Source organism: Klebsiella sp. Sb-30 (genome assembly GCF_057652795.1).
Genome location: NZ_CM172749.1, coordinates 2373811 through 2397918, shown reverse-complemented (window position 1 = coordinate 2397918; position 24108 = coordinate 2373811). Strand labels below are relative to the sequence as shown.

24 protein-coding genes and 2 pseudogenes are annotated in these 24108 nt (G+C 53.7%); 15 read left to right on the top strand and 11 right to left on the bottom strand.

Annotated features, from left to right (window positions below; translation table 11 throughout):
• Window positions 1-82 precede the first annotated feature (82 nt).
• On the bottom strand, window positions 83-1207 hold the full coding sequence (gene anmK, locus AC236I_RS11240; protein ID WP_032687401.1) for an anhydro-N-acetylmuramic acid kinase: 1125 nt from the start codon (window positions 1205-1207) through the stop codon (window positions 83-85).
• A 267-nt stretch (window positions 1208-1474) separates the two neighbouring features.
• Here anmK and slyB point away from each other — a divergent pair, with 267 nt between their 5' ends.
• Window positions 1475-1942, top strand: coding sequence for an outer membrane lipoprotein SlyB (gene slyB, locus AC236I_RS11235; protein WP_004862684.1), 468 nt, complete (start codon window positions 1475-1477; stop codon window positions 1940-1942).
• A 475-nt stretch (window positions 1943-2417) separates the two neighbouring features.
• Here the strand turns inward: slyB and slyA are convergent, their stop codons facing one another.
• Window positions 2418-2858: a transcriptional regulator SlyA gene (slyA, locus tag AC236I_RS11230; RefSeq protein WP_032687399.1), complete on the bottom strand. Its 441-nt coding sequence runs from the start codon at window positions 2856-2858 to the stop codon at window positions 2418-2420.
• Between the two features lie 172 nt (window positions 2859-3030).
• Here slyA and AC236I_RS11225 point away from each other — a divergent pair, with 172 nt between their 5' ends.
• The 3 genes from AC236I_RS11225 to AC236I_RS11215 are packed head-to-tail and all read left to right on the top strand — an operon-like array spanning window position 3031 to window position 6198.
• Window positions 3031-3267, top strand: a complete 237-nt coding sequence (locus AC236I_RS11225) for a DUF1656 domain-containing protein (RefSeq protein WP_004862692.1) — start codon at window positions 3031-3033, stop codon at window positions 3265-3267.
• A 10-nt stretch (window positions 3268-3277) separates the two neighbouring features.
• Window positions 3278-4174: an efflux RND transporter periplasmic adaptor subunit gene (locus tag AC236I_RS11220; protein WP_004862695.1), complete on the top strand. Its 897-nt coding sequence runs from the start codon at window positions 3278-3280 to the stop codon at window positions 4172-4174.
• Complete coding sequence (locus tag AC236I_RS11215) at window positions 4174-6198, top strand: FUSC family protein (protein ID WP_004862698.1); 2025 nt, start codon at window positions 4174-4176, stop codon at window positions 6196-6198. The genes AC236I_RS11220 and AC236I_RS11215 overlap by 1 nt, the downstream gene beginning before the upstream one ends.
• On the opposite strand, the gene sodC is transcribed toward AC236I_RS11215, so the two are convergent.
• The 3 genes from sodC to AC236I_RS11200 form a co-directional block, all read right to left on the bottom strand.
• Window positions 6191-6712, bottom strand: coding sequence for a superoxide dismutase [Cu-Zn] SodC (gene sodC, locus AC236I_RS11210; protein ID WP_015584197.1), 522 nt, complete (start codon window positions 6710-6712; stop codon window positions 6191-6193). The genes AC236I_RS11215 and sodC overlap by 8 nt on opposite strands.
• 71 nt (window positions 6713-6783) lie before the next feature.
• Window positions 6784-7680 (bottom strand): aldo/keto reductase, encoded by an 897-nt coding sequence (locus AC236I_RS11205; RefSeq protein WP_487608801.1) that lies wholly within the window; start codon window positions 7678-7680, stop codon window positions 6784-6786.
• Window positions 7681-7728: 48 nt separating this feature from the next.
• A complete protein-coding gene (locus AC236I_RS11200; RefSeq protein ID WP_004862706.1) occupies window positions 7729-7968 on the bottom strand; it encodes a DUF1289 domain-containing protein in 240 nt (79 codons plus the stop codon).
• A gap of 138 nt (window positions 7969-8106) precedes the next feature.
• Between AC236I_RS11200 and AC236I_RS11195 the strand changes: the two genes are divergently transcribed.
• The 4 genes from AC236I_RS11195 to rnt all read left to right on the top strand — a co-directional run bounded on the left by AC236I_RS11195 (window position 8107) and on the right by rnt (window position 11266).
• Window positions 8107-8706, top strand: a complete 600-nt coding sequence (locus tag AC236I_RS11195; RefSeq protein ID WP_004862709.1) for a TetR/AcrR family transcriptional regulator — start codon at window positions 8107-8109, stop codon at window positions 8704-8706.
• A 53-nt stretch (window positions 8707-8759) separates the two neighbouring features.
• Window positions 8760-9857 carry an alkene reductase gene (nemA, locus tag AC236I_RS11190; protein ID WP_004862710.1) on the top strand — a complete coding sequence of 366 codons (1098 nt, stop codon included), beginning with the start codon at window positions 8760-8762 and terminating at the stop codon, window positions 9855-9857.
• 247 nt (window positions 9858-10104) lie between these two features.
• A complete protein-coding gene (gloA, locus tag AC236I_RS11185) occupies window positions 10105-10512 on the top strand; it encodes a lactoylglutathione lyase (RefSeq protein ID WP_004862713.1) in 408 nt (135 codons plus the stop codon).
• 106 nt (window positions 10513-10618) lie between these two features.
• Window positions 10619-11266: a ribonuclease T gene (gene rnt, locus AC236I_RS11180; protein ID WP_004862716.1), complete on the top strand. Its 648-nt coding sequence runs from the start codon at window positions 10619-10621 to the stop codon at window positions 11264-11266.
• Window positions 11267-11318: 52 nt separating this feature from the next.
• Here rnt and grxD read toward each other — a convergent pair whose 3' ends face one another.
• Window positions 11319-11666, bottom strand: coding sequence for a monothiol glutaredoxin 4 (grxD, locus tag AC236I_RS11175; RefSeq protein ID WP_004862717.1), 348 nt, complete (start codon window positions 11664-11666; stop codon window positions 11319-11321).
• 830 nt (window positions 11667-12496) lie between these two features.
• Between grxD and AC236I_RS11170 the strand changes: the two genes are divergently transcribed.
• Window positions 12497-13936, top strand: coding sequence for a colicin-like pore-forming protein (locus AC236I_RS11170; RefSeq protein ID WP_134936421.1), 1440 nt, complete (start codon window positions 12497-12499; stop codon window positions 13934-13936).
• 578 nt (window positions 13937-14514) lie between these two features.
• Here the strand turns inward: AC236I_RS11170 and AC236I_RS11165 are convergent.
• Window positions 14515-14832 (bottom strand): annotated as a pseudogene (locus AC236I_RS11165) (antitermination protein Q); the annotation flags it as partial.
• Window positions 14833-14925: 93 nt separating this feature from the next.
• Between AC236I_RS11165 and AC236I_RS11160 the strand changes: the two are divergent.
• Both AC236I_RS11160 and AC236I_RS11155 read left to right on the top strand, forming a co-directional pair.
• Window positions 14926-15088 (top strand): annotated as a pseudogene (locus tag AC236I_RS11160) (recombinase RecT); the annotation flags it as partial.
• A 237-nt stretch (window positions 15089-15325) separates the two neighbouring features.
• Window positions 15326-16204, top strand: coding sequence for a C40 family peptidase (locus AC236I_RS11155; protein WP_004862720.1), 879 nt, complete (start codon window positions 15326-15328; stop codon window positions 16202-16204).
• A 38-nt stretch (window positions 16205-16242) separates the two neighbouring features.
• On the opposite strand, the gene AC236I_RS11150 is transcribed toward AC236I_RS11155, so the two are convergent.
• Complete coding sequence (locus tag AC236I_RS11150) at window positions 16243-16734, bottom strand: GNAT family N-acetyltransferase (RefSeq protein ID WP_004862725.1); 492 nt, start codon at window positions 16732-16734, stop codon at window positions 16243-16245.
• A 299-nt stretch (window positions 16735-17033) separates the two neighbouring features.
• On the opposite strand from AC236I_RS11150, the gene sodB reads away from it, so the two are divergent.
• Entirely contained in the window at window positions 17034-17615 is a 582-nt protein-coding gene (sodB, locus tag AC236I_RS11145) for a superoxide dismutase [Fe] (RefSeq protein WP_004862730.1), read from the top strand.
• 42 nt (window positions 17616-17657) lie between these two features.
• Here the strand turns inward: sodB and AC236I_RS11140 are convergent, their stop codons facing one another.
• Window positions 17658-18824, bottom strand: coding sequence for an MFS transporter (locus tag AC236I_RS11140; RefSeq protein ID WP_487608800.1), 1167 nt, complete (start codon window positions 18822-18824; stop codon window positions 17658-17660).
• Window positions 18825-18987: 163 nt separating this feature from the next.
• A complete protein-coding gene (cydH, locus tag AC236I_RS11135) occupies window positions 18988-19077 on the bottom strand; it encodes a cytochrome bd-I oxidase subunit CydH (RefSeq protein WP_004862736.1) in 90 nt (29 codons plus the stop codon).
• 296 nt (window positions 19078-19373) lie between these two features.
• On the opposite strand from cydH, the gene purR reads away from it, so the two are divergent.
• Complete coding sequence (gene purR / locus AC236I_RS11130; RefSeq protein WP_004862740.1) at window positions 19374-20399, top strand: HTH-type transcriptional repressor PurR; 1026 nt, start codon at window positions 19374-19376, stop codon at window positions 20397-20399.
• An 18-nt stretch (window positions 20400-20417) separates the two neighbouring features.
• Here the strand turns inward: purR and punR are convergent, their stop codons facing one another.
• Complete coding sequence (gene punR, locus AC236I_RS11125; protein ID WP_004862743.1) at window positions 20418-21329, bottom strand: DNA-binding transcriptional activator PunR; 912 nt, start codon at window positions 21327-21329, stop codon at window positions 20418-20420.
• Between the two features lie 109 nt (window positions 21330-21438).
• Here punR and punC point away from each other — a divergent pair, with 109 nt between their 5' ends.
• Entirely contained in the window at window positions 21439-22623 is a 1185-nt protein-coding gene (gene punC, locus AC236I_RS11120) for a purine nucleoside transporter PunC (protein WP_004862745.1), read from the top strand.
• Between the two features lie 295 nt (window positions 22624-22918).
• Window positions 22919-24067, top strand: a complete 1149-nt coding sequence (cfa, locus tag AC236I_RS11115) for a cyclopropane fatty acyl phospholipid synthase (protein ID WP_487608799.1) — start codon at window positions 22919-22921, stop codon at window positions 24065-24067.
• Window positions 24068-24108 lie beyond the last annotated feature (41 nt).

Below are 24108 nucleotides of genomic sequence, written 5' to 3'. Positions count from 1 at the left end.
TCGACTTTCCCAGTCCAGGAGGGCAAATCGCCCCCCGTTAACTTCATCCAGTTTACCGGTTAATAAAAAATAGGTGTTTCAGTTAACTCTGATTCTGCGGTCGGTTTGCGGGGAAGATGGCCCCGAGCACAGTGGCTTCACAAGCGCCGGTGACCGACGGGAGATTACCGGGGAGGCCGGACATCGTCCGCCATGCCAGCCAGGCAAACGCCAGCGCTTCCATATCATCGCCGCTGATGCCAGCCGCATCGGTTGTGGAGACCTCCGTTCCTGGCAGCAGCGCTGCCAGCCGCGCCATCAGCAGCGGATTACGCGCGCCGCCGCCGCACACCAGCAGACGTTCACAGCCGCCGCTCAGCAGCACCTGTTCCGCGATGGTCACCGCCGTCAGTTCTGCCAGCGTCGCCTGCACATCCTGCGGACGCAGCCCCTGGAAACGAGCCAGATGGCGCTCCAGCCAGCCGTAGTTGAAATATTCACGTCCGGTGCTTTTCGGCGCCGGGAGCGCAAACCACGGGTCGCTGAGCATATTTTGTAGCAGAGGTAGCAGCACCTTGCCTTCGCTGGCCCACTGCGCGTCTTTATCGTAGGGTTTACCACACTGACGCCAGATCCACGCATCCATCAGCATATTACCCGGCCCGGTATCATAGCCGCGGACCGGCACGCCCGGTGCCAACAGCGACAGGTTGGCAATCCCGCCGATATTGAGCACCATCCGCCGTTCTACGGGATGCGCCAACAGCGCATGGTGGAATGCAGGAACCAGCGGTGCTCCCTGACCGCCTAGCGCCATATCACGACGCCGAAAATCCCCTACCACCGTCACGCCGGTATGGGCCGCTATCTGGTTGTTATCCCCGATTTGCAGCGTATTCGGCGCTTCGCCAGTGGGTTCATGCCATACCGTTTGCCCATGACAACCGATAGCGACAATATCCGTCGGCTGCACATTCTCCTGACGCATAAGGGCCAGCACGGCATCGGCAAATAAGCGCCCCAGACGCGTATCCAGCTGACCGAGCTGGGATAACGTCAGCGTTTGTCCCTGGCAGATAGCCAGAATATCCTCTTTTATTGCCACCGGAATGGGGTACGACAGACTGGCCTGCTGCGCCACTACGCTTTCGTTGATTGCCGCCAGAACCACATCAATGCCATCAAGGCTGGTTCCGGACATTACGCCGATAAAGTGACCTGATTTCATACGTCTTCCTTCATTCCATGACTCTCGTATACCTCACACTCCATCATAAAGAAGAGGGCAATGCTACGGCGCACTAACGTTTATTAACACTAAAGCGCGAAAGATTGCGCATTACGTAAAGAACTTATGTTTATGTTAAGTTGAAGAGGAACGGATTATTATTTTTTGTATAGTCCATGCCGGAGGTATGCCAGCCGACGATGAAATGCCATATAATTGAACGCATGGACGTTCAACAGAACACTATTCGGTGAAGGAGATTCATAAATGATTTTACGTGTTTTGGCTGTCTCGATGATTGGTTTATCGCTTGCAGGTTGCGTGAGCAGCAGCGGCCTCTCCGGAGACGTTTACTCCGCATCGGAAGCCAAACAGGTGCAAAGCGTCACCTACGGGACCATTGTTCATACCCGTGCAGTTCAGATCCAGAGCGGTGATGACAGCAATGCTATCGGTGCTATCGGTGGTGCGGTACTGGGGGGGTTCCTCGGTAATACCATCGGCGGCGGTACTGGCCGCTCTCTGGCAACCGCAGCAGGCGCAGTCGCCGGCGGCGTAGCCGGCCAGGGCGTACAGGGTGCAATGAACAAAACTCAGGGCGTTGAGCTGGAAATCCGTAAGGATGACGGCAATACCATCCTGGTCGTGCAGAAACAGGGTACCACGCCGTTCTCTGTCGGTCAGCGCGTGGCGATTGCCGGCAGCGGCAGCCAGGTTACCGTTTCCCCACGTTAAGTTTGAACCTCTCAGTGCGGTCTTTATGGCCGCCCTGCTTTTCCCTGTTGTTAATATCAAAACCTTGTCCGCCAGCGTCTGAAAACTGCAACTCAGCAGCGCCGTGGTTAACGATAAAAATAGCGTACTCAGGCAACCTCATCTTCCCGCTCACCGTTAACGAATAACGGCTTCGTCATATTGTCCTGTCACACCTATTGCGCTGCCCTAAAAGATGGAAATTATTGTCAACGGCAATGCGTATTATTCTTCCGTCCGGCGTGCAGAAATTCAGCGCTGTTTTGATGGAGGAGATACGTTGATTCCGGGCCTTATTATGAAGACTGACGGTGGCAGAAGGGTTCCGTCTGGCGATAAACCAGCCGATGCCGCCCTGTATCAGGCGAGGAACGGCGAGGTTATCAGGTGGCTAACTGAAGCAGCGCATAACCGGAGATAAAAAAAAGGGCCTTGAATGCTCAGGGCCCTGAATAAATTAATCTTTTGCCTGAAGATCGAGGATATTTTGTTCCAGTTTACGGATTAAATTGAGCAGCGTAGCGACCTCTTCTGCCGACACACCAGACAGAATCTCATCTCGCGTCTTGCCGATCACTTCTTCCATTTCGTTGATCAGCGGCTCAGCTTTTTCCGTTAACCTGATTCGTTTCGCGCGCCGGTCGTTTGCACAAGTCTGGCGAGAAATAAGCCCTTTCTCTTCCAGCTGATCCAGCGTACGCACCAGTGAGGGTTGCTCGATACCAATAGCTTTCGCCAGTTGAATCTGCGACTGCTCAGGAGGCAGCTGATGAATATTGTGCAACGTGACCCAATGGGTCTGCGTTAACTCCAGAGGTTTCAGGCGATGGTCGATCAGCGCGCGCCAGACGCGCACTAAACGTGCCAGATCAGAACCCAGTGGCGATTCCAATTTCATCTCCTTATAATTAGCTTGCTAAGTTATTATACTGATTTTAGAATAGTGTGCAGCATTTGAATAATCAAAACAAATGAATTACCTGATACACCAAATTCAAAACAATGATTTACAATGTGTAATAGTAGCATGCTCTGAACATTCTCCCTGCAATGGCAAAGGATTTTTGCTTGTGAAACTGAGTCTTAACACTTCCGGATTGGCGCTCCAGGACCTGGTATTCGGTGCGTCAATTTACTTTCCCCCCTTGTTTAAAGCCGTATTGCTGGGATTTTTTATCTGGCTGGTTATTCACCGCCAGCTGCGAGACTGGATGTATGCCGGCGATATCTGGCATCCCTTGCTGATGGATCTGTCCCTGTTTGCACTCTCTGTGTGTCTGGCTCTGGTTTTACTGACTGCCTGGTAATGTTCACGACATGAAAAAACTCAAATACCTCTCGACCTTATTGGTCGCCGCACTCGCCATCATTGCCGCCTGGCTGGTCTGGAACTATTACACGCAATCGCCGTGGACCCGGGATGGCAAAGTCCGCGCCGAACAGGTCAGCATTACGCCGCAGGTCTCTGGCAGCATCCTCCAGCTGAACGTGCGCGATAACCAGCTGGTCAAAGCCGGCGACGTTCTGTTCAGGATCGATGACACCCCCTATCGTATTGCCGCTCTCAACGCCGAAGCGCAGCTCGCGAAAGCGCAAGCGGAAATGGCTAAAGCCAAAGCGGAGCAAACGAAAGCGGCCAGTGATGCCCGTCGTCGTCGTCATCTTTCGCAAGAGGCCATCTCCGCCGAAGATCTGGAAAGCGCCAATACCGCGCTGGACACCGCCACCACCAACCTTGAGGCCGCCAAAGCGGTGGTCGGCGTGGCGCAGGCCAGTCTGGAGCACGCGCAATGGCAGCTTGGCCAGACGGCCGTGAAATCGCCGGTAGATGGCTGGGTGACAAACTTAACGACCCGCGTGGGCGACTACGCCTCGGCAGGCCACCCGGTTTTCGCCCTTGTCGATAGCAATTCGTTTTATGTCATTGGTTATTTTGAAGAAACTAAGCTGCGCCATATTCGCTCTGGCGATAATGCGCAGATAGTGTTGTACAGCAGCAAACAAACGTTACAGGGTCACGTATCCAGTATCGGTCGCGCCATCGTCGACCAAAGCGTCGAAGGCGGGAACAGCCTGGTTGCCAATATTAAACCGAATATCCCGTGGGTTCGTCTGGCCCAGCGCGTACCGGTGCGCATCGAACTCAACAGTTTGCCTGCGGATACGACGCTGGTTTCCGGGACCACCTGCACCGTCTCAATTGGCGAACCCTGATGAAACTGCAGGTCCCGTCATGGCGTGCTCTTCCCTGGGTTAAAGCCAGCCGTCCGCAATGGCGCTATGCCCTGCGTAACGGCATTGCGATGTGTCTCGCGCTGAGTATTGCCTACTGGCTGGATCTTGATGAGCCTTACTGGGCGATGACCTCTGCCGCCGTCGTCAGCTTCCCGACGGTGGGTGGCGTGATCAGTAAGAGCTTCGGGCGTATTGCCGGAAGCCTGCTCGGCGCCTGCGCCGCGCTACTGCTCGCCGGACATACGCTAAACGACCCCTGGCTATTTTTATTCAGCATTTCGGCGTGGATTGCGCTCTGCACCTGGGCCTGCGCGATGTATACCAACAACGTAGCCTACGCCTTCCAGCTCGCCGGCTATACCTGCGCCATTATCGCCTTTCCGGTTATCAACATTACCGACGCAAACGAGCTGTGGACTATCGCGCAGTCGCGAGTGTGCGAGGTTATCGTCGGTATCCTGTGCGGCGGGCTGATGATGATGATCATGCCCAGTACCTCGGATGGCACTGCGCTGCTGACGGCATTGAAAAATATGCATGCTCGTCTGCTTGAGCACGCCAGTCTGCTGTGGGTGCCGGAAACCACCGATGCCATTCGTACCGCCCACGAAAGCGTGATCGGGCAAATCCTGACCATGAACCTGCTGCGAATTCAGGCCTTCTGGAGTCATTACCGTTTTCGCCGTCAGAATCCGCTGCTGAACTATTTACTCCACCAGCAGCTGCGGCTGACCAGCGTAATCTCCAGCCTGCGCCGGATGTTAGTGAACTGGCCGGCCGCGCCGGCGCAGACCCGCGAAGTGCTGGAAACGCTGCTTACCGCGCTGGCTAATCCACGGGCCGATTTTTACGCTGTCGCACGGATAATCGCCCCGCTGGCGCCTCCCGCCGATGCCGACTATCGCCATCTCGCGTTCTGGAAGCGCCTGCGCTATTTCTGCCGCCTGTATCTGGACAGCAGTCGCTGGCTCCGCCGCGTGGAAAACGCCTCGGTAATCGCCGAATTTAATGTTCCTTCCGCCCCGGCGTTAGCGCGTCATACCGATCAGGCCGAAGCGTTGTGGAACGGTATCAGAACCTTCTGTGCGCTGGTTGCGGTGGGTGCCTGGGGTATCAGCACCCAATGGCAGTCCTGCGCCGCCGCGCTCACCCTGGCGGCGATTTGCTGCGTGCTTTATTCAGTCTCACCTTCGCCGTTCAAATCGCTGAGCCTGCTGATGCGTACGCTGATATTGCTGTCGCTATTCAGCTTCGGGGTGAAGTTCGGTCTGATGGTGCAGATAACCGACCTGTGGCAGTTCCTGCTGTTCCTTTTCCCGCTGCTCACCACCATGCAACTGCTCAAACTGCAGATGCCAAAGCTGGCGGGTCTCTGGGGACAATTGATTGTGTTCATGGGGTCGTTTATTTCGGTGACCAACCCGCCGGTCTACGACTTTGCCTCGTTTCTCAACGACAATCTTGGAAAAATCATTGGCGTTGGCTTTGCCTGGCTTGCTTTTGCGGTGATCAGTCCCGGTTCCGATGCGCGCAAGAGCCGCCGGCACATAAAGGCGTTACGCCGTCACTTTGTCGACCAGCTGAGCCGCCGCCCTCAGCATAGCGAGCACGAGTTTGAATCGCTGGTCTACCATCACATCAGTCAGTTAAGTAACAGCCAGGATGCTCTCGCGCGCCGCTGGCTGCTGCGCTGGGGCGTGGTGCTGCTTAACTGTTCGCACGTGGTCTGGCAGCTTCGCGAGTGGGAAACCCGCTCTGACCCGCTCTCGCAGGTGCGGGATTTATGCATCAGTCTGCTCCGGGATGTCATGAGCGAGCGCGGCGTCCAGCAGCGTCCTCTGGCCTCAACCTTGCAGGAGCTACAGCGAATTTGCGATACCCTGAACCACCATCACCAGCCGGCGGCAAAAGAGCTGGCCGCCGTGATCTGGCGGCTGTATTGCGCCCTGTCTCAACTTGAGCAGGCACCTGAGGTCGGGACGATAACCGAAAGAGCTACTTAATCACCCCGCAGGCAAAACGTTCGCCGCCTCCGCCAAGGGGCTGCGGACTGTCGGACATATTGTCGCCACCAATGTGGACCATCAGGGCTTTTCCCCGTACCTCATCCAGCGTTTTAAGCCGCGGCGCCACCACCGGCCGGGTGGCTTTCCCGTCGCTGTTGACTACCAGTACCGGCAGGTCGCCCAGATGCCCGCGCCCCTCGGGCCCCTCATGTTTCCCGGTCTGTTGCGGGTCGTAATGTCCGCCGGCGGCACCGGCAGCGACGGCCTTACCCTCTTTTATCGCCGGCTGGCAGCTACCGTTAGCATGAATGTGAAAACCATGTCGACCCGGCGGTAGCGCTTTGAGATCTGGGGTAAATTCCAGCCCCTTTGCGGTCTCGCTGATTTTAACGCTGCCAATGGCCTGGCCCACGCTTTGGCGGGTAACAAGATTGAGATCCACGTTTTCGCTGGCCGCCTGCGCGCCCGCTGAGATCGCTAAAGTCAATATGGCGAGGATACATCGTTGCATAACACCTCCAGAATGGCTCTGTCCCTGATAAGTGTAAACCAGAGACGGCCATTGCGGAGGCGGTGGGAGGATTATGGTACGTCGTAGCCCAACGCGGCTTTGCGGATGCGGAACCACTGCTGACGAGACATATTTAGTTTTTCGGCCACCACGGCAGAGCGCACACGCTCAATTTTACCGGAGCCGATAATCGGCAACGGCTGCGACGGCAGACGCAGGATCCACGCATAAACCACCTGCTCAATGCTCTCAGCATTCAGCTCCTGAGCCACTTGCGCCAGCTCATCACGCAGCGGCTGGAAGCTTTCATCATTAAACAAGCGCCCGCCGCCGAGACAAGACCAGGCCATTGGCCGGATACGCAGCTGCTGCAGCTGATCCAGCGTACCATCCAGCAGCAGCGGCTGGTGTACCGGGGAGATTTCAACCTGGTTGGTGGCCAGCGTAAACGGCAGACGCGATTGCAGCAGCGTAAACTGCGCCGGCGTAAAGTTGGAGACGCCAAAGTGGCAAACTTTGCCGCTGTGATGCAGTGCGAGAAAGGCCTCCGCCACCTCATCCGCATTCATTAACGGATCCGGGCGGTGAATCAGCAGCAAATCAAGATGGTCGGTCGCCAGATTGCGCAAGGACTGCTCGGCACTTAAGACGATATGATCGCGGTCGGTGATATAGTGGCCGATGGTGTTTTCGGCGCGGGCTTTAGTGGCAATCCCACACTTGCTGACGATTTCCATGCGGCTACGCAGATGCGGAGCCTGCTTCAGCGCCTCACCAAAGGCCGCTTCGCACTGATAATCACCGTAAATATCTGCGTGATCAACCGTAGTCACGCCCAGATCCAGGTGCTGCTCAATAAAGCTGACCCGCTCGTTCACGGACATATTCCAGTCCATCAAACGCCAGTAGCCCATCACAAAACGCGAGAATTCCGGCCCCTGTGGGGCCATAGCAATACGCTGAACCATAACAACGTCCTCAACAAAAAAGTGTGTTGAGTATACGCAATTTTGCCATTAAAACAGTGAAGGCTGCTGTGGTTCTTCCTCGGCCTGCGGTTTATTCGCGCGTAATTTGCGCAACAGACGCTGCCGGCACAGGCGCAGCACGTCTTGCTTCTGGACATCACTCATTGTTTGCCAGTGAAAACGCTCTTCGCGACTACGAAAGCAACCGCGACAAAATCCACGTTCGTCCGACTGACAAATTCCCCGGCATGGACTCTGTACCGGGAAAAACTCCAGCTGCTCTGCCACTCCACGCCTCCGGCGACTTCTCTGTGTCTTTTATTGAAGACGTTTCAACTCTGCTTCGCAACTTTTGTTGTTCAGCCTCTGCCCCAGGCGACATTTTTTTGCTTGCATTAGACCAATCGGTCTATTACAGTGAGCGCCATGAACAAACATTGTGAATACGATACCCGCGAACATATTCTGCTGACCGGTGAACAGCTGTGCATGCACCGCGGTTTTACCGGAATGGGCCTGAGCGAGCTGCTGAAAATAGCGGAAGTGCCGAAAGGCTCTTTCTACCACTATTTTCGCTCTAAAGAAGCTTACGGCGTCGCGCTGCTTGAATATCACTATGCTGGCTATATCCGCCGCCTGGTTGACCATTTTGCTCACGGCGAAGGAACCTATCGCGACCGCCTGCTGGCTTACTACCAGCACACCCTGACGCAGTTTTGCCAGCAGGGTATTATCAGCGGTTGCCTGACGGTCAAGCTCTCCGCTGAAGTGTGCGATTTGTCTGAATCCATGCGTGAAGAGATGAACAAAGGCGCCAGCCAGATTATTACTTTACTGGGCGAAGCGCTGGAAAAGGGTCGCCAGGAAGGGAGCCTGACATTTGACGGCGATGCCTTTACCCTCTCCCAGGTGCTTTACTCCCTGTGGCTGGGAGCCAATTTGCAGGCCAAGATTACCCGCAGCGCAATGCCGCTGGAAAGCGCCCTTGCCCATGCCAAACAGATTATTGCAGCGCCTGGCGTTTAACAGGCGTTTTTATTTAACGAATTACAAGACGACCGGTCTACTCAGGAGTCATTATGTCCGAATCAAAACTGTTTTCTCCACTGAAAGTCGGTGCAATAACTGTACCTAACCGCGTATTTATGGCTCCGCTGACGCGTCTGCGCAGTATCGAACCCGGCGATATCCCGACGCCGTTAATGGCAGAGTACTATCGTCAACGTGCCAGCTCCGGACTGATCATCTCCGAAGCCACGCAGATTTCCGCCCAGGCGAAAGGCTACGCCGGCGCGCCTGGTCTGCACAGCCCGGAACAGATCGCGGCATGGCAGAAAATTACCGCCGGGGTTCACGCTGAACATGGCCGTATCGCCGTGCAGCTGTGGCATACCGGTCGTATTTCCCACAACTCCCTGCAGCCCGGCGGCGAAGCGCCGGTTGCGCCTTCTGCTATCAGCGCGGGCACCCGAACCTCCCTGCGCGATGAGCATGGCCACGCTATTCGCGTCGACACCTCCATGCCGCGTGCGCTGGAGCTCGATGAAATCCCGGGGATCGTCGATGATTTCCGCCAGGCGGTCGGCAATGCCCGCGATGCCGGCTTTGACCTTGTAGAGCTGCACTCTGCGCATGGCTACCTGCTACATCAGTTCCTGTCTCCTTCTTCCAACCACCGTACCGATCAATATGGCGGCAGCGTTGAAAACCGCGCGCGTCTGGTACTGGAAGTTGTCGATGCCGTCAGCAAAGAGTGGAGCGCCGATCGTATCGGGATCCGCGTGTCGCCAATCGGCAGTTTCCAGAATGTCGATAATGGCCCGAACGAAGAAGCCGATGCGCTGTATCTGATTGAAGAACTCGCCAAACGCGGCATTGCCTATCTGCACATGTCCGAGCCGGACTGGGCCGGCGGCCAGCCGTACAGCGACGCATTCCGCCAAAAAGTGCGCGATCGCTTCCCGGGTGCGATTATCGGCGCCGGCGCCTATACGGTAGAAAAAGCCAACGATCTGATCGGCAAAGGCTTAATTGATGCGGTCGCCTTCGGTCGTGACTATATTGCCAACCCCGATCTGGTCGCACGTCTGCAGCACAAGGCCGCGCTGAACCCGCAGCGCCCTGAAAGCTTCTACGGCGGCGGTGCGGAAGGCTATACCGACTACCCGACGTTATAATCCAGCCGGGTATGGCGACGTTTAGCCGCTATACTCGTATTCTGTCGCATCTGACTGCACGTCCTGGACGCACTCACGCCGTCCGCGGATGCGATAAGAAAGATCGGCGTAAGGGCCGCCTGAAATGGCGGCCTTTTTACGATATAGTGCTCAGGGGTATGAAACGCCTTGTCCGTTTTGTTACGCTATTCAGACAATTGCACATACGGTCTCTGCTAAGGGGCTGTAAACAAGGAGTATAAAAACTATGCGCTTACTTCACACCATGCTGCGCGTTGGCGACCTGCAACGTTCTATCGAGTTTTACACCAACGTGCTGGGCATGAAGCTGCTGCGCACCAGCGAAAATACCGAGTACAAATACTCGCTGGCCTTCGTCGGCTACGGCGAGGAGAGCGATACGGCGGTTATCGAGCTGACTTACAACTGGGGCGTTGACAAATACGACCTCGGCAGCGCTTACGGTCATATCGCGCTGAGCGTGGATAACGCCGCCGAAGCCTGCGAGCGTATTCGCCAGAACGGCGGCAACGTCACCCGCGAAGCCGGTCCGGTGAAAGGCGGCACCACGGTGATCGCTTTCGTTGAAGATCCGGACGGTTACAAAATCGAGCTGATTGAAGAGAAAGATGCCGGCAAAGGTCTTGGCAACTAACCTGCTCCGGGCGCTTATCGGCGCCCGCTGTTTTTCCCCTTCCTGCTGCAAGGCGCGGCAAAATTTGCCATAATGCGCGCTACTTTTTTCCAGTTAAGAGAATCAGATGTCCGAGAACGTTCAACTTAATGGTCTGTGCGACCGTTTTCGTGGTTTCTACCCCGTGGTAATTGATGTAGAAACCGCCGGGTTTAATGCTAAAACCGACGCCCTGCTTGAGATCGCCGCCATTACGTTGAAAATGGATGAGCAAGGCTGGTTAATGCCGGACGAGACATTGCATTTTCATGTTGAACCTTTCGAAGGCGCCAATCTGCAGCCTGAAGCGCTGGCCTTTAACGGCATCAATCCGAACGACCCCGAGCGCGGCGCGGTGCGCGAATACGACGCCCTGCACGCCATTTTTAAAATGGTCCGCAAGGGCATTAAGGAGCACGATTGTAATCGTGCCATCATGGTGGCGCACAACGCGACCTTCGATCTCACCTTTACGATGGCCGCCGCCGAACGCGCCGGACTCAAACGTAATCCGTTTCACCCGTTCGTGACGTTTGATACCGCGGCGCTGAGTGGACTGGCCCTCGGTCAGACGGTGCTGTCCAAAGCCTGCCTGGCCGCAGGTATGGCGTTTGATGGCACCAAGGCGCACTCTGCGCTGTACGATACCGAGCAGACGGCGCAGCTGTTTTGCGAAATCGTCAACCGCTGGAAACGTCTTGGCGGCTGGCCGTTACCGCTTGCCGGACAAGAGTAAGAGACAAAAAAAAGCGACTTCACTGGAAGTCGCTTTTTTACTGGCAGCAGACTTATTCAGCTTTCGGCTCGTCGGTCTTGTACTTTGCCGCCGTTTCTTTGATCAGCTGCTGCAGTTCGCCGCGCTGATACATTTCAATCACGATGTCGCAACCGCCAACCAGCTCGCCATCAACCCACAGCTGCGGGAAGGTCGGCCAGTTCGCATATTTCGGCAGTTCCGCGCGGATATCCGGGTTCTGCAGGATGTCAACGTAGGCAAAACGCTCGCCGCATGCAGACAGCGCCTGCACAGCCTGAGCGGAAAAACCGCAGCTTGGCAGTTTCGGAGACCCTTTCATGTACAGCAGGATCGGGTTTTCAGCGATTTGACGTTGGATTTTTTCTACAGTCGTGCTCATTGTCATGCTTCCTTAACTTCTATACGGCAGTAATTTGTCATTGTAGCGTCCTGAACGCAGGACAGATAATAACATTTTTTTCACTCATTATATTTTATCTTCTGTGGTCAGAAGTTGCCTTAAAAATATTACTTCACCAGCCAGCGCACCGTCCTGCTGCGCACTTTCCGTACAAGGCGGTCGATAACTGGCCTATTTTTTTGCAATTGTTAATCAAACGACACTTTAGATAGAAAGTTGATTAAAAAACACACTGCAATTCACACCGTTACATCACAAATCCAGTTACTATTTATCTTTATCAATCATTTAAGACCATTTTGTGACCTGCCCACAGGCCCCTCTCCATGCCGTACCTCCTGGTTACGCCTAAAATCCACCATCATCAAACAGGAGTGTCGTCCCGATACAGAGCGTTAACGGAAAAATTCACCACGTGAACGTCTCGCTTCCATCCCTCCCGCTCCTCGTTCCGGTTCGTTAAGGTTATGCGCCGGGATGGTGCTCCCTTCCCAATATCGATGCCAGGTTAAATCAGAGATCCGGACCTTTTTACAGACTCCGGATAAATTCCTCCGTTGTCTGGTTATTCAGGGATTCATGAGGCTGTTCGCTGTTGGATTCCGTCAGCCAGCGCTCTGTGATTTCCCATCCGCATCTTCAGTGGATAGCCGCGGTTTGCCACGCTCCTGTCCAGGACCTTTATTTAGATAAAAAATAAACCTTAAGCACATAACTTCTGCTAATCGTATGAAAAATAACCTTGTCCAAAAATTAATCTTGTTATAGCTTTTGGTAAATTTAACCATAATTTTAAAAGGGATACAGATATGGCCTGGACTGGTTTTGGTGGAAGTTGGTCGAATGGCGTCCACAGTGGTGGAGATGACTCAGGTAGTATTGGTGGCAGTAGCGGAGGTATGCGTGCACCTTCACCGGCAGACATTGCTTCTCAATTCAATAGCTACGGTGGAACACAAATTACAGCTTCGCAGGTTTCTAATATACAAAGTGATGGTTCCGGGGGTTATACCGCCAGTATTCAGGGTGAAAATAACACCGTATCATCTGGAACTGGTAGTCGAACATCGAACACTGTTGGCGGATTCTCAGGTGTTTTAACTTCATCAGCAAAAGGAAACAATAGCAGTAGTTCAACCAGTCCTAATGATTCCATTGCCCCCCAAGGATGGAGTATTAAGCCAGGAGAGTGGAGCAAATTGCCTGATGTATTCGATACAACAATTGATCAATTCAAATATAAAGTGAATCTTGATCAATTTGGTAAAACAGTTGCGGTTACACAAACAGCCCCCCGCCCCTACACTAAAGCTGAAAACTTAAAAGTCGCAGTTGCGAAATCACAGAATAAAAAACCAGGTGATTTATATCCAGAGCTTGATTTTTCAAAAGGAGAGTCAGAGCGGCAGGCCAGGGCAAAAAAAGAAGCTGAAACATCCTGGAAAACCCTGCCGCCAAATATTAGGCTCTTCGATATTAATGTTGAGGGCTTTAGATATGCGGTAAAATTAAACGAGCAAGGAACGGTAACCTCAATCACTAAAACATCTGATCGTCCCTACACCAAAGCTGAAAATCTTAAGGTCGCGGTAGCAAAAGCAAATAATAAGACACCAGGCGAAATGTTCCCTGAGCTTAATTTTTCAAAAACAGATCCACAGAGAAAGCAAATAGCCTCACGAAGCGCACAAGATTTGTTCAGCTCTTTTCCAACGAATGCTATAAGCATAGCTTCTGATTTTTATAAAACATTAACGGAAAAATTTGGTGATAAATTATTAAATGAGGCTAAGGTATTAGAATCAGCAGCAAAGGGTAAAAAATTACGTAATGCATCAGAAGCGATGGCTGCATTCGAAAAATATAAAGATAACCTTAACAAGAAGTTTAACAAAGTTGACAGAATCGCTATAGCAAAAGCACTTGAGTCTATCGATAAAGCTGCTATGGCTGCACAGTTGCAGAAATTCAGTAAAATGTTTGGTGTTGTTGGCGAAGCAATAGCATGGGGGGCATTTATTAACGGAGTAGTGAAAGGTTTTCGTACGGGATCCTGGAACGACGCTATCATTGGTGGTGAAAAAATAGCCGCCACCAAATTGGCATCTCTCTTAGTTGTTACTGCATATGCTGCCATAGCCACAACACCAATCGGTATTATTGGCTTTTCTGCAATTCTGGCTATAACAGCTGCATTAATTACAGATAAAGCGCTTCAAGATTTAAATAAATTCATCCTTAGCATTTAATTCAACAAGCAAGAGGCTAACTATCTCTTGCTTGTTTTATAAATAAACAAAATAATCCCCAATGGCAGCGAGAGAATTAAACACAGTGTGAGAACCCCATTATTCCAATATTTGAGAGGGACATCCCCTTTCTTAATTTCACGAAAGAAATTCGCAACAAATGGAAAAAATACGCTACTTATTATGCAATATAGAGCTAAGAGTATAGCTTCATTTGTATTGAGTTCTGAACGAGAGAAGACAATTGCACAAACAAGCGTGTAGAAGCATAGGCATAAAAACAAATCAGAGAAGTACTTGTTCATCATTATCCTCCGTTAATAACAGCATTACATGTTATACCCCGAAAATATTAACATATGTACTTTACTTGTAGCCAGACTTATCAAAAGTTGCTTGCTCAAGAAATTCTGCCTTGCCATCGGTTTCACAAAAAGCTGTAAAACTCCGACAAGGCAGAGTTTCTATTTTTCATTTCGTGTCGACGCAAAATTGCATAATGCAAAGCATCAGGACGATGTTATGCAAAGTCAGCAACACAGCCCCAAAAGGTATCTCTGATTATTCCGATCATATCGCTAAGTCGTTGCCTTCCCGAATACTGTAGACGCATGCTGTTCACCTTTGGACAGCGTATCCACCAACGGTCCAGGAGCGGGCATGTTATACCGTAGCAGACGATACAGTAGAGATGCCACTGCCAGAGCAACGTTCACATGTTTTGAAAACTGCGGCGCCGCGGTCTTTGGTTGCTTACGCCCCGGCACTTCACCTTTACTGCCGCAGCGGCATCTTGCACTTGTCATTCCCTTACTTTCGCAAGCTGCACAGACTGCCGGCGCAATCTCTGTTACTTCTGTCCACTTCTCGCGGTCAGACGGGCGAACAGTGCGGGTGGTACGGTAATGTCCGCCATCCATCGTGCCTCCGGGCTTTTGCTTTGGCAGCCATGCAGGCTTGCCAGAATCAGGCAACCGGACGTACCGGTTAAATCAGCCGATTGTATGGCGTTCGTCATGCAGGCGATGCAATGGGTATGAATCCTTATGCAGGGGCGCAGTATACGTATCTGGTAAACGGTGTGCTGGGGAACGATGCGCCAGGACGCAGAAAATCACCAAGAAAAAAAGCGGAAAAAATGGTAAATACAGCAAAATATCGTGATGACAGGGGCGGGAGTGGAACAGGATTGAGGTCGGGTAATGAATTTGGTTTGAATGATTTTGAATTGACCTTTATAATGCATTGATTAAAAAAGGAAAATTTTCATATACACTTTAGATACAAAAGAGTATTAACTTTCCGGGTTTTTATGCTTTAGAATCGTTGGGTTTTGTCATTCACCGTCAGGTATGGGTACATATCTGTCATTAATCAGGGGATTGCTCAGTGGCGCGGCTAAACAAAATCGCGATTTCGCTCTGTGCATTACTGTTTACATCTATCTCATTTACACCACTGGCGCATGCTTCAGGGCATACGCACACCTCCGCCACGCCAAAAGCGCACGCGGCGAAAGGCACAACAGAACGTAAGAAAAAAGCCACCGCTCAGAAAACGAAGTCCACAACCAAAACCGCCAGCAAGAAAGCCTCAACGGCCACCCGCACCAGACACCCCACTCGCACCACCGCATCCAGCCAGACGGCGCTGAACCGTCAGGCCGCCGGCAGCAAAAAATGCGTTTTGCGTAAAGGGTATAAAAAGCAGTGTGCGAAAACGATCGCGCCGGCCGCCGAACCGGCTCCGGTCATGGCCAGCGTGCAGAGCAAATGCGTCGTCCGTAAAGGCTATAAAAAACGTTGTAAAACAATCGCGGAAGAACCGCCGCTGACGCTGGCGGATGCGCACAAAGCCCGCGTGCAGAGAGCGCAAAGCACCGCGATGTCGAAGTTAATGGATCAGATTGGCAAACCGTATCGCTGGGGCGGAACCTCGCCGCGTACCGGTTTTGACTGCAGTGGGCTGGTCTACTACGCCTATAAGGATCTGGTAAAAATCCGCATTCCGCGCACCGCCAATGAGATGTATCACCTGCGCGATGCCCGTCCGGTCGATCGCGGCGAGCTGCAGAGCGGCGATCTGGTCTTCTTCCGCACCCGTGGGCGCGGCACCGCCGATCACGTCGGCGTTTACGTTGGCAACGGCAAGTTTATTCAGTCGCCGCGTACCGGCCGCGATATTCAGATCACCTCATTAAGCGAAGATTACTGGATTCGCCACTATGTCGGCGCACGCCGGGTGATGACCCCCAAAACCATTCGCTGAACCTGACCTGCCGCACCTGCGGCAGGTCAATTCCCCGGCTATAACGCCATGCTCATCTCATGCCAGGACATCCCGCCATGATCCGAGGCCGAAGGCCGCTCGTAGCGAAAACCAAACCGCTCATACAGGGCCACGTGTCGGTCTTTGCACATCAGGTGAATGGCGCTCTTCTGCGCCTGTGCCATCTGCCGGATAAATCGCTCCATCAGGGCGGTCGAATACCCTTTTCCCTGGTGTTCAGGCGCAATGACTACAGACATAATCACTACATTCGGCGCGCGGGGATCGTGCCCGACCAGCTCCTTGAAGGCTTCATCCGACATAACGACTTCCCACGCGCACCCTGAGTTAATAAAGCCAATAACCTCTCCTTGCCGTTCCATGCAAAGAAATCCTTCCGGGTACTGCTGGATTCGGGTGGCAATCTTTTCACGGGTAGCCGCCTCATCCCCTTCATACGCGCTCGTTTCAATTTCAAAACAGCGTTCGACGTCGGCCAGGGTCGCCTGGCGATAGACTATGTTAGACAAAACAGACCTCTGCAAAATGGATTTTTCAGTAATCACTTTATATTTCAACAGCAACAGCGATCAACCGGCTCTGCTGAAATGCGCTGCCTTGCGCTCCGGCGAAGGCTTAACCAGGTACATTTGTTAAATATACCCTTTATCATTGCAAGGCTTTTAACTCCCTTCTGCAAGTGTTAGCATTCCGATCACAATAAAAACCTGTTGCACTCGCCCCGGCGAGGGACAGTACATGCTGTTGTGGATGGTCAAACATCCTTTGAATGTGAGCTAGAAAACAAGAAGTTATAAGGAGAGTAACAATGTCGTTTGAATTACCTGCATTACCGTATGCAAAAGACGCCCTGGCGCCGCACATTTCCGCAGAAACCCTGGAATACCACTACGGCAAACATCACCAGGCCTATGTCACCAACCTCAACAACCTGATCAAAGGCACCGCGTTTGAAGGTCAATCTTTAGAAGCGATCGTCCGCTCTTCTGAAGGCGGCATCTTTAACAATGCGGCCCAGGTCTGGAACCATACTTTCTACTGGAACTGCCTCGCGCCGAATGCGGGCGGCGAGCCGGAAGGTGAGCTGGCAGCCGCCATCAATCAATCCTTCGGCAGCTTCGCAGAGTTCAAAGCGAAGTTTACCGACGCGGCAGCGAAGAACTTTGGTGCAGGCTGGACATGGCTGGTTAAAAATAGCGATGGCAGCCTGAGCATTGTCTCCACCAGCAACGCTGGCACGCCGCTGACCGGCGACGCCAAACCGCTGCTGACCGTGGATGTCTGGGAACATGCCTATTACATCGACTACCGCAACGCCCGTCCTGACTATCTGGCGCACTTCTGGGCGCTGGTAAACTGGAAGTTTGTGGCGGCCAACCTGGCGGCCTAAAACGCTAACGCAGAAGGGGAAACCCTTCTGCGAATACACCGACTACTGTCCGACCAACGCCTCTTCCGGCTGCGAACGCCCGCCGAACAGCACCAGCAGCAGCGCCACACCGGCAATTATCGCCCCCATCACCGGCACAAAGGCATAGCCCAGTCCGCCGGAAATCACCGCGCCACCGGCTGCCGCCCCCAGCGCATTGCCGAGGTTAAAGGCCCCGATATTGACCGACGAAGAGAGCCCCGGCGCTTCATGAGCCACCCGCATCACCCGCATTTGCAGCGGTGGAACCACGGCGAAGGTCGCCCCCCCCCAGACCACCATACTGATTGCAGCCCCCAGCTGCGTCTGCGCCAGCAGCGGAATCGCCAGCATGATGACCATCAGCAGCAGCAGAAACCCCTTCAGCGTCCCGGAGACGGAACGGTCGGCGAATTTACCGCCGAGGTAGTTACCCAGCGAAAAGCCGACGCCAATCAACACCAGCATGGCGGTGACGAACAGCGGCGAGGCGTGCGTAATGGTGTGCAGCACCGGTGAAATATAGGTATAGAGGGTAAACATCGCGCCGGCCCCCAGCACGGTGGTCAGCAATGCGGAGAGCACCTGCGGACGAACCAGCACGGAGAGTTCCTGCTTTACGTTCGGACGCTCGCCAGCGCTGCCTTTGGGCAACGAAAACCACAGGCTGACCATCGCCACCAGCCCCAGACCTGCCGTCGCGAGGAACGACATCCGCCAGCCGATGGTCTCGCCAAGCCATGTCGCCGCCGGAACGCCGCCAATGTTAGCGATGGTTAACCCCATGAACATGGTCGCCACCGCACTGGCCTGTTTGTGTTTTGGCACCACGCTCGCCGCCACCACCGAACCGAGGCCGAAGAAAGCGCCGTGGTTAAGGCTGGTGATAATGCGCGAAATCAACAGCGTGGTGTAATCCGGCGCCATTGAGGAGAGGACGTTACCCAGCGTAAAGATCGCCATCAGAAAAATCAGCGCATTTCTGCGCGCGCGATGAGAGAGCAGCAAAGTCATCAGCGGCGCCCCGACCATCACGCCGATCGCATAAGCGCTGATCAGCATTCCCGCCGCCGGAATTGACACGTCGACGCCTTTGGCAATTACCGGCAGCAGCCCCATCGGGGAAAACTCCGTGGTGCCAATACCAAACGCGCCTATCGCCAGCGCTAACAAGGGAAAGTTGATTTTCATTCAATGACTCCAGCAGACCGCCATCGGCGACGGTATCTCATCAGAAGTCAAAAGCATGACATCAATCACAAAAAAACAAAAGTAAACGAAATGGCAAAAGATTTTTGCGAAATTGATAATAATGGCGGGATGTCGGGGGAAAGAGGCCTCTCCCCCGGATAAATCAGTGCAGCACCGCTGTCAGGCCGGCGGCCACGATGAGACCCAGGACAATAATCGTTGTCGTCAGCGAAAACTTTAAATCTGTATCCATCAATTTTTCCCCCCAGTTATCCCCACATGAAAAGTGAGCTTGCTCATTTTTGCACAATATAGCGCAAAAATCTTCCATGTTTTAGGGTGATGCACATTTTTGCTCTTCCCCTTTGCCGCAAGATCGGACAAAATCCCACGCTAATTTGAAAGCGTATCGGCCATTGACCCCTTCCTGTCGTTCTGTGTCGTTTTCCCGACGTGATGCAATGTTGAAAATTGTATTCAGGGTGTGTATAGGCAAACGTTTACGTATCGATAATCAGACGATCAGGTCAAGGTCTGGAGTGAGAAGTAATGGCAACAATTAAAGATGTAGCGAAGCGCGCAAACGTTTCCACTACAACAGTGTCACATGTAATTAACAAAACCCGTTTCGTGGCGGAAGAAACCCGCAACGCCGTGTGGGCGGCGATCAAAGAGCTGCACTACTCCCCCAGTGCCGTTGCTCGCAGCCTGAAGGTTAATCACACCAAATCGATTGGCCTGCTGGCCACCAGCAGCGAAGCGGCCTATTTCGCTGAGATTATTGAAGCCGTAGAAAAGAGCTGTTTCCAGAAAGGCTATACCCTGATTCTGGGCAATGCGTGGAACGATCTCGAAAAACAGCAGGCCTACCTGTCGATGATGGCGCAAAAGCGCGTCGACGGCCTGCTGGTTATGTGTTCTGAATATCCGGAATCGGTGCTCAGCATGCTGGAAGAGTACCGCCATATTCCGATGGTGGTAATGGACTGGGGTGAATCCAAAGCCGACTTCACCGATTCGGTCATCGATAACGCCTTCGAAGGCGGCTATATGGCCGGTCGCTATCTGGTGGAACGCGGCCACCGTGAAATCGGCGTGATCCCGGGTCCGCTGGAGCGTAATACCGGCGCCGGCCGCCTGGCGGGCTTTATGAAAGCCATGGAAGAAGCGCAGATCGCCGTTCCGGAAAGCTGGATTGTTCAGGGCGACTTCGAGCCTGAATCCGGCTACCGCGCCATGCAGCAGATCCTCAGCCAGCAGCATCGCCCGACGGCGGTCTTCTGCGGCGGCGACATCATGGCGATGGGCGCAATCTGTGCTGCGGATGAGATGGGACTGCGCGTGCCGCAGGACATTTCGCTGATCGGGTATGATAACGTGCGTAACGCCCGCTATTTCAGCCCGGCGCTGACCACCATCCACCAGCCGAAAGATTCGCTGGGGGAAGCGGCCTTCAATATGCTGATGGATCGTATCGTCAACAAGCGTGAAGAGTCGCAATCTATTGAGGTTCACCCGCGGCTGGTAGAGCGTCGCTCCGTCGTAGACGGCCCGTTCGTCGATTATCGTCGCTGATCGCCCGTGCGGCGCCGGTTACTCCGGCGCCCGCAGCCACTCCCGGTTCAACGTTTCGCTGTCCCCCAGATAATCCAACAGCCACGACAGCGCCGGTGACGTGTCGCTCTGCTGCCAGGTCAGGCAGCACGCGGCGTCCGGGAACGGGTTTTCCAGCGCCAGCGCGGTCCATTCACCGCGGTCAATCCAGGGGCGGGCAAAATGGCTCGGCACCATTCCTACGCACAATCCCGCCGAGAGGCAGGTAGCTGATGATTCCCAGTCCGGCACCACTACCCTTTTCTGGTTGTCCAGTAGCCAGGTCGTGCGTTTCGGTAACGAACGGGAAGTGTCCTCCCGGACCAGCGACGGCCAGTTGCGCAACACATCATCGCTCAGTGGCCCGTTCATCTGCGCCAGCGGGTGATGGCTGGCCACTACGCAATGCCAGCTCAGCATCCCCATATCGCGAAAGGCGTAGCGCCCCCCGACCGGAATCGAACGCGTTGCCCCGATAGCCAGTTCCACGCGCCCGTCGGCCAGCGCGTCCCAGACGCCGTTGAAGACCTCCTGAAAAACAATCAGCTCGACATCGGGAAAGTGACGATAAAAATCGACAATCATCTGACGCATACGGGCCGGTTTAACAATGTCGTCTACGGCTATCGACAGCTGGCCGCGCCAGCCGTTGGCTATCTGCTGACACTGCTGGCGAGTGATCTGCATTTTTTTGATAACAGATCGTCCTTCCTGTAAAAACCAGAGCCCGGCGGGGGTCAATTCGACATCGCGATGGCGGCGTTCAAAAAGCGGTACTGCCAGCCACTCCTCCAGCTGACGTACGGTATAACTGACCGCCGAAGGTACGCGGTGCAGCTCCTGAGCCGCTGCGCTAAAGCTGCCGTTGCGGGCGACAGCATCAACAACTTCGAGTGAGTATTCGGACCACATATTCTGCCTGCAAAAATTTTGAATGCATGTAGCAAATATTAGCGTTTCACAAGCCAGAATGCACTCCCTACACTCTGCGGCATCATACCTGCACCTATAAGAGAATGTTATGCAACAACCCGGGAAAGGATTTTTAGTGTGGCTGGCGGGACTCAGCGTGCTGGGTTTCCTCGCCACCGACATGTATCTGCCGGCCTTTTCGGCCATCCAGCAAGATCTCAATACGTCTGCGGCGTCGGTCAGCGCCAGTCTGAGCCTGTTCCTCGCCGGCTTCGCCATCGGACAGCTGTTCTGGGGCCCGCTCTCGGACCGCTACGGACGTAAACCGATTCTGCTGACCGGGCTGGCGATCTTCGCTATCAGCTGTCTGGGAATGCTGTGGGTGCGGGATGCCACCCTGATGCTGGTGCTGCGCTTTATTCAGGCGATCGGCGTCTGCGCGGCGGCGGTGACCTGGCAGGCGATGGTCACGGATTATTATCCAGCCCAGCGCACTAACCGTATTTTCGCCACCATCATGCCGCTGGTGGGTCTATCGCCGGCTCTGGCGCCGTTGCTCGGCAGCTGGCTGCTTGCCCATCTGGAATGGCAGGCCATTTTTGCCACCCTGTTTGCCATCGCCCTGCTGCTGATGGTACCCGCCCTACGCCTGAAGCCGGTCGTCAGGCCGCAGGGTGATGTCCGCGAGAAGTTGACCTTTATGACGCTGCTGCGTTCGCGCGAATACAGCGGCAACGTGCTGATTTACGCCGCCTGCTCCGCCAGCTTTTTTGCCTGGTTGACCGGGTCGCCGTTTATTCTCCATGAGATGGGCTACAGCCCGACCGCTATCGGTCTTAGCTATGTTCCGCAGACAATCGCCTTTTTAGTCGGTGGCTATGGATGCCGCGCGGCGCTGCAGAAATGGCAGGGCCAACAGCTGCTGCCCTGGCTGCTGGTGATTTTCGCCGTCAGCGTGGCTGCAACCTGGATGGTTGGTCGGGTTGAAGATGTCTCAATCATTGCGGTGATGATTCCCTTCTGCGTGATGGCCGTTGTCAATGGCGGGATTTACCCGATTGTTGTCGCCCAGGCGCTGAAGCCGTTCCCGCAGGCGACCGGCCGTGCCGCCGCGCTGCAGAATACGCTGCAGCTTGGTCTGTGCTTCCTGACCAGTCTGCTGGTCTCCGCGCTGATTGCCACACCGCTGCTCACCACCACCAGCGTGATGCTGGTCTCGATCGTGCTGGCCGGGCTGGGTTATTTTATGCAGCGTCACAGCGCCTGCCTGACTACCGAATCGTCGCATGCATAAACGCGTTTCGGCGATGTTAAGGCTCAGTAATTAGCCTGCTAATATATTTTTATTGAAAGCCGGATTTCAGCGGCCTATACTGAACCGGCTTCACATAAATAAAATATTTTTTACGATTAACGGCAGCAGGATGCGTCCCGTTTCACCATGGAAGGCCTTTCGGCAAGGGTTATCGCCCTTCCTCTGTTCTACGTCGGATAGCAGCTTCACGGATATTCCGTGAGATTTCTCACAAAGCCAAAAAAGCGTCTACGCTGTTTTAAGGTTCTGATCACTTGGGCGTGATGGAGAAGCTATGAGTTCATCGTGTATAGAAGAAGTAAGCGTACCAAACGACGACTGGTACCGAATTGCAACCGAATTGCTCGGTCGCGCGGGCATTGAGGTCAATGGCCCCGCCCCCTCCGATCTGCGGATTAACAATCCGCTCTTTTTTAAACGCGTTTTACAGGAAGGCTCGCTGGGGTTAGGCGAAAGCTATATGGACGGCTGGTGGGATTGTGAACGGCTGGATATATTCTTCCATAAAGTACTGCGCGCCGGGCTGGAAAATCAGCTCCCGCATCATCTCAAAGATACGTTGCGCATCGCAGGTGCTCGCCTGTTTAATCTACAAAGTAAAAAGCGCTCCTGGATTGTCGGAAAAGAACATTACGACCTCGGCAACGATCTTTTCAGCCGTATGCTCGACCCCTATATGCAATATTCCTGCGCCTACTGGAAAGAGGCGCAATCGCTGGAAGAGGCGCAGGTGGCAAAATTAGATCTTATTTGTCGCAAGCTGCAGCTGGAACCGGGGATGCGGGTGCTGGACATTGGCTGCGGCTGGGGTGGTCTGGCTTACTATATGGCCAAAAATTATCACGTTAGCGTAGTCGGCGTGACCATTTCTGCCGAGCAGCAAAAAATGGCCCAGCAAAGATGCGAAGGGTTAGACGTCACCATTTTGCTGCAGGACTATCGCGATCTGCATGACCACTTTGATCGCATTGTTTCCGTCGGGATGTTTGAACACGTGGGACCTAAAAATTACGCCACCTATTTTGAAGTGGTGGATCGTAATTTGAAACCTGACGGCCGTTTTTTATTGCACACCATTGGCTCCAAAAAAACGGACCACAGCGTCGATCCGTGGATCAATAAATATATTTTCCCCAACGGTTGTCTGCCTTCGGTTCGTCATATCGCGCAAGCCAGCGAATCCCATTTTGTGATGGAAGACTGGCATAATATCGGCGCCGATTACGATACTACGCTGATGTCCTGGTACGAACGTTTCCTGGCCAGCTGGCCCGATATCGCCGATAACTATTCGGAACGGTTTAAACGTATGTTTAGTTATTATCTGAACGCCTGCGCGGGGGCTTTTCGCGCGCGCGATATTCAGCTCTGGCAGGTGGTCTTTTCTCGCGGTGTTGAAAACGGCCTTCGCGTCGCCCGCTAAAAATATCCCCCGTTAAAACGGGGGATATTCTTTTCTTTTAT

What these genes read in the sequence shown, in the direction of transcription:
- purR (WP_004862740.1), top strand. Translation starts at nt 19,374, where the DNA reads ATGGCAACAATTAAAGATGTAGCGAAGCGCGCAAACGTTTCCACTACA.
- AC236I_RS11205 (WP_487608801.1), bottom strand. Translation starts at nt 7,680, where the DNA reads ATGGTTCAGCGTATTGCTATGGCCCCACAGGGGCCGGAATTCTCGCGT.
- nemA (WP_004862710.1), top strand. Translation starts at nt 8,760, where the DNA reads ATGTCCGAATCAAAACTGTTTTCTCCACTGAAAGTCGGTGCAATAACT.
- sodB (WP_004862730.1), top strand. Translation starts at nt 17,034, where the DNA reads ATGTCGTTTGAATTACCTGCATTACCGTATGCAAAAGACGCCCTGGCG.
- anmK (WP_032687401.1), bottom strand. Translation starts at nt 1,207, where the DNA reads ATGAAATCAGGTCACTTTATCGGCGTAATGTCCGGAACCAGCCTTGAT.
- AC236I_RS11170 (WP_134936421.1), top strand. Translation starts at nt 12,497, where the DNA reads ATGGCCTGGACTGGTTTTGGTGGAAGTTGGTCGAATGGCGTCCACAGT.
- sodC (WP_015584197.1), bottom strand. Translation starts at nt 6,712, where the DNA reads ATGCAACGATGTATCCTCGCCATATTGACTTTAGCGATCTCAGCGGGC.
- slyA (WP_032687399.1), bottom strand. Translation starts at nt 2,858, where the DNA reads ATGAAATTGGAATCGCCACTGGGTTCTGATCTGGCACGTTTAGTGCGC.
- cydH (WP_004862736.1), bottom strand. Translation starts at nt 19,077, where the DNA reads ATGGATACAGATTTAAAGTTTTCGCTGACGACAACGATTATTGTCCTG.
- punR (WP_004862743.1), bottom strand. Translation starts at nt 21,329, where the DNA reads ATGTGGTCCGAATACTCACTCGAAGTTGTTGATGCTGTCGCCCGCAAC.
- rnt (WP_004862716.1), top strand. Translation starts at nt 10,619, where the DNA reads ATGTCCGAGAACGTTCAACTTAATGGTCTGTGCGACCGTTTTCGTGGT.
- AC236I_RS11140 (WP_487608800.1), bottom strand. Translation starts at nt 18,824, where the DNA reads ATGAAAATCAACTTTCCCTTGTTAGCGCTGGCGATAGGCGCGTTTGGT.
- cfa (WP_487608799.1), top strand. Translation starts at nt 22,919, where the DNA reads ATGAGTTCATCGTGTATAGAAGAAGTAAGCGTACCAAACGACGACTGG.
- grxD (WP_004862717.1), bottom strand. Translation starts at nt 11,666, where the DNA reads ATGAGCACGACTGTAGAAAAAATCCAACGTCAAATCGCTGAAAACCCG.
- AC236I_RS11215 (WP_004862698.1), top strand. Translation starts at nt 4,174, where the DNA reads ATGAAACTGCAGGTCCCGTCATGGCGTGCTCTTCCCTGGGTTAAAGCC.
- gloA (WP_004862713.1), top strand. Translation starts at nt 10,105, where the DNA reads ATGCGCTTACTTCACACCATGCTGCGCGTTGGCGACCTGCAACGTTCT.
- punC (WP_004862745.1), top strand. Translation starts at nt 21,439, where the DNA reads ATGCAACAACCCGGGAAAGGATTTTTAGTGTGGCTGGCGGGACTCAGC.
- AC236I_RS11220 (WP_004862695.1), top strand. Translation starts at nt 3,278, where the DNA reads ATGAAAAAACTCAAATACCTCTCGACCTTATTGGTCGCCGCACTCGCC.
- AC236I_RS11195 (WP_004862709.1), top strand. Translation starts at nt 8,107, where the DNA reads ATGAACAAACATTGTGAATACGATACCCGCGAACATATTCTGCTGACC.
- slyB (WP_004862684.1), top strand. Translation starts at nt 1,475, where the DNA reads ATGATTTTACGTGTTTTGGCTGTCTCGATGATTGGTTTATCGCTTGCA.